This is a genomic window from Falsiroseomonas oryzae (assembly GCF_027856955.1).
GTDB lineage: Bacteria > Pseudomonadota > Alphaproteobacteria > Acetobacterales > Acetobacteraceae > Falsiroseomonas > Falsiroseomonas oryzae.
Window position 1 is genome coordinate 1 of the sequence record NZ_JAPSMD010000475.1, and the last position, 3,879, is coordinate 3,879.

The 3,879-nt window shown below is 72.4% G+C and carries 4 protein-coding genes; all 4 read right to left on the reverse strand.

Annotated features, from left to right (window positions below; translation table 11 throughout):
* A partial coding sequence (locus tag OZN99_RS27285; protein ID WP_270938379.1) for a tetratricopeptide repeat protein occupies window positions 1-669 on the reverse strand: 669 nt, incomplete at its 3' end.
* Window positions 669-1,592: a type II secretion system F family protein gene (locus tag OZN99_RS27290; RefSeq protein WP_270938380.1), complete on the reverse strand. Its 924-nt coding sequence runs from the start codon at window positions 1,590-1,592 to the stop codon at window positions 669-671. The genes OZN99_RS27285 and OZN99_RS27290, both read right to left, overlap by 1 nt.
* Complete coding sequence (locus OZN99_RS27295) at window positions 1,589-2,533, reverse strand: type II secretion system F family protein (protein WP_270938381.1); 945 nt, start codon at window positions 2,531-2,533, stop codon at window positions 1,589-1,591. The genes OZN99_RS27290 and OZN99_RS27295 overlap by 4 nt, the downstream gene beginning before the upstream one ends.
* A gap of 2 nt (window positions 2,534-2,535) precedes the next feature.
* Window positions 2,536-3,879: CpaF family protein (locus OZN99_RS27300; protein ID WP_408611952.1), on the reverse strand; the 1,344-nt coding region annotated here is incomplete at its 5' end.

Below are 3,879 nucleotides of genomic sequence, written 5' to 3' on the forward strand. Positions count from 1 at the left end.
CAGCATCGCGCCCTGCGGGTCGCCGGATGCCGGCGAGACGGTGCGCGCGAAGCCCTGGACCTGGCCGAGCCAGGCGGCCGTAGCGCCGCTGCGCGGTGCGGCCTCCAGCACGGCCACGGCCGCATCGGCGCAGCCGGACAGTACCAGGGAGAGCGCCAGGTTGCCCGCCGCCGCCGCATTGTCCGGGTCCGCCGCGCGCGCCGCGCGATAGGCCATCCGCGCCTCCGCATGGCGGCCGAGCAGGTCGAGCGCGATGCCGCGGCCGTTCAGCGACCGCACGTCGCGCGGCGCCAGCCGCAGATGCGCGTCGAATAGCTGGAGGGCGCGTTCCGCCTCGCCCAGCTCGAGCAGGGTGCGCGCCTCCGCCTGGGTCAGCGCGGCATTGCCGGGATTGCGCCGGCGCGCCTCGGCCAGCACGTCGCGGGCGCGCTGCGGCTGGCCGTTCTGCACCAGCGCGGCAGTGAAGCGGGAGACGACCTCGGGGTCGGCCGGATGCGCCTCGAAGGCGGCGGCATACATGTTGAGCGCCATCTCCGGCTGACCGCTGCGCTCGGCGGCGGCCGCGACACGCAGATGGCGCGCCGCATCCGGCGAGGTGGTCGCCTGCTGCTGCGTCGCGCAGCCGGAGAGGATCAGGGCGGCGGAGGCCGCGAGCAGGAGAGGCCGCATCACATGTTCCCGACGGCGTCGAAGAGCTGCATGATCGAGGGGCCGACCAGCGTGAGGAAAAGCGGGGGCAGGATGAAGAGGATCAGCGGCAGCACCAGCAGCGTCGGCAGCCGCGCCGCCTTCTCCTCCAGCCGGATCAGCCGGGTCTGCCGCTCCTCCGCTGCCAGCGTCCGCAGCGCCTGGCCGAGCGGCGTGCCGTAGCGCATCGCCTGGGACAGCGTGGCCGCCAGGCGGCGCAGCCCGTCCACCTCGGCGCGTTCCGCGAAGCGCTCCATCGCGACGGTGCGGTCCGGCATCATCCGCATCTCCTGGCCGAGTTGCGCGAATTCCAGCGCCATGGCGGGGTTGGCGTGGCGCAGGTCCGCGGCGACGCGGTCGATCGCGCTCTCCAGGCCGAGCCCGGCCTCGGAGCAGACGACCAGCATGTCGAAGGTGTCGGCCATGGCGCGGTTCAGGTTCGCGATGCGACGCTTGCGCATCTGCGACAGGATCATGTTCGGCAGCACCACGCCCGCGCCCAGCCCGATCATCAGGCTGACCATCGGGTTGCCCGGCCGGTCCGTGCCGAAATGCCAGGCGGCGGCCGCGGCCGGGCCGCCGACCAGGAACACCAGCTTGACCGCGACGAGCAGCGGCCCCGCCACCGCGATCGGCACGCCGAGCGGCGCCAGCGTCCGTTCGATCTGGGTGCGGTCCTGCGGCGAGGCCAGGAAGCGTGCAGGGCCGGCCAGGTCGATCAGCCGCGCCACCGTGAAGCCGATATTGGCCAGCCGCCGCTGCTCGCGCACCGGTGGCGCGGTGCCCTGCGCGGCGCGCCTGACGCGGTCGGCCATGCGGTGGTCGGTGAGTTCTCCGGCCACCAGCAGCACAGCGACGACCGCCAGGATGGAGGTGGCGAGGAGGGCGGCGAGGGTCGCGCTCATTCGGACACGGCCCGCTTGATCATCTGGCGGATCACCAGGGTGCCGATGATCATCATGATGATGGAGATCGTCAGCAGGTTCACGCCGCGTGGGTCGCCGAACAGCTTGTCGAAGTAGCCGGGCCGCAGCAGCGAGACGGCGGTGCCGGAGACAGGCGGCAGCGCGATCAGGATGATCGCGGAGGTGCGCGCCTGCGCGGCCAGCGCATGCGCCTTGGCGGCCATCGCCACGCGCTTGCGGACGATGTCGCCGATGTTCTCCAGCGCCTCCGCCAGGCCGCCGCCGGTCTGCGCCTGCAGGCCGATCACGACGGACAGGAAGGCGTATTCGCGCAGCCCCGTCCGTTCGTGGATTCCCCACAGCGCCCGGTCGAGCGGCGTGCCGATGCCGGTCTCGCCGATCAGGCGCTGGAACTCCGACCGGGTGGGCTCCGGCATCTCGCGCGCGACGCTGCGCACCGCCTCTCCCACCGGCAGGCCGGCGCGCACCGCGCGCACCATCAGGCCGACCGCGTCGGGGATCTGCTTGAACGCCTCGTCGCGGTTGCGACCGACCTCCCACATGAAGAGCATGCGCAGCACGAAGGCGGCGGCGGCGAGGCCGAGCAGGATCGCCGCCGGGCCCTGCAGCACCAGTGTCCCGCCCCAGGCCGCGACGCCGCCCGTGACGCCGGCCATCAACAGCACGAAGGGCAGCGGCAGGCGGCGGTTGGGCAGCAGGCCGGGCGCCAGCCCGAGCCAGCCGGAGATCCGCGTGAGCGGGCCGCCGCGGCTGGCCGGCCGGGCGATCAGGCTCGGCTCGTCCACCAGGCGGATGCTGACCGTCCGCCCGTCCTGCGCCAGCACGCGGTCGCGCAGCGACTTCTGCTCCTGCCCCGTGCGCATCAGGATCAGCGCGGCGAGCAGCGAGACCAGCGAGCCGACGAGCAGGACCTCAGCCACGGCTACTGCTCCATCGCCTGGACGAAGGCCTGGTCGAGGCCGAAGTAGCGCAGCTTGCCCATGAAGGCCGGCCGCACGCGGGACGACACCCAGCGGCCGATCACCTCGCCGTTCGGCCCTTCCCCCTGGAACTCGAAGTTGAACAGGTCGTTCAGCGTGATCACGTCGCCTTCCAGGCCGCAGACCTCGGTGACCTGCTGCACCCGGCGCTTGCCGTCCCGCATGCGCTCCAGCTGGATGATGATGTCCACCGCGCTGACGATCTGCTGGCGGATGGCGCGCAGCGGCAGGGCCACGGAGCCCATCTGCACCATGTTCTCGACGCGGGTGATGCCGTCGCGGGCATTGTTGGCGTGGATGGTGCAGAAGCTGCCGTCGTGGCCGGTGTTCATGGCCTGCAGCATGTCGAAGGCCTCGGCGCCGCGCACCTCGCCCACGATGATGCGGTCCGGCCGCATCCGCAGCGCGTTCTTCAGCAGGTCGCGCTGGGTAATCTCGCCGCGGCCCTCGAGGTTCATCGGCCGGGTCTCCAGCCGCACCACATGCGGCTGCTGCAGCTGCAGCTCCGCCGCGTCCTCGATGGTGACGATGCGCTCGCCATGGTCGATCAGGCGGCTCATCGCGTTCATCATGGTCGTCTTGCCGGAGCCCGTGCCGCCCGAGACGATCACGTTCAGCCGGCAGCGCGCCGCAATCTCCAGCACGCGCGCGACCGCCGGGGACAGGCTGCCCAGCTCGACCATGCCCTGCAGGTCGACCTTCCGCTTGGCGAACTTACGGATCGAGATGCAGGGGCCATCGAGGGCCAGCGGCGGGAAGACCACGTTCACGCGGCTGCCGTCCGGCAGGCGGCAGTCCACCAGCGGGCTCGATTCGTCCACGCGCCGGCCGACCGAGGCCGCCATCTTCTGCGCGATCGAGGCGACATGGGCGGCGCCGCGGAACTTCACGACCACGCGGCTCAGCTTGCCCTTGCGCTCGATGAAGACGCAGTCCGGCCCGTTGACCATGATGTCGCTGATGTCGTCGTCCCGCAGCAGCTCCTCGAGCGGGCCGAAGCCCATCATGTCGTCCACCAGCTCCTGCGCCAGCAGGGCCTGGTCGGTGGCCGAGATCTCGATGCGCTGCGCGCCGGCGACCTCGTGCACCAGCCGCTCGAGCTGCTCGCGCACGCGCGCCGCCGGCATGTCCATCGCCGCGCGCGGGTCGATGCGCTCCATCACCTGGCCGCGCAGCACCTGCAGCGGGCCCTTCTCCTCGGTCCGCGCCGGCGCGGCGGGCAGCGGCTGCGGCACGGCGGGAGCCGGCTGCGGCGCGATCCGCAACGTGCCGTCCGCGCGGCGGCC

Excerpts from the sequence above, each read along its gene's own strand:
- OZN99_RS27290 (WP_270938380.1), bottom strand. The coding sequence starts at position 1,592 with ATGAGCGCGACCCTCGCCGCCCTCCTCGCCACCTCCATCCTGGCGGTC.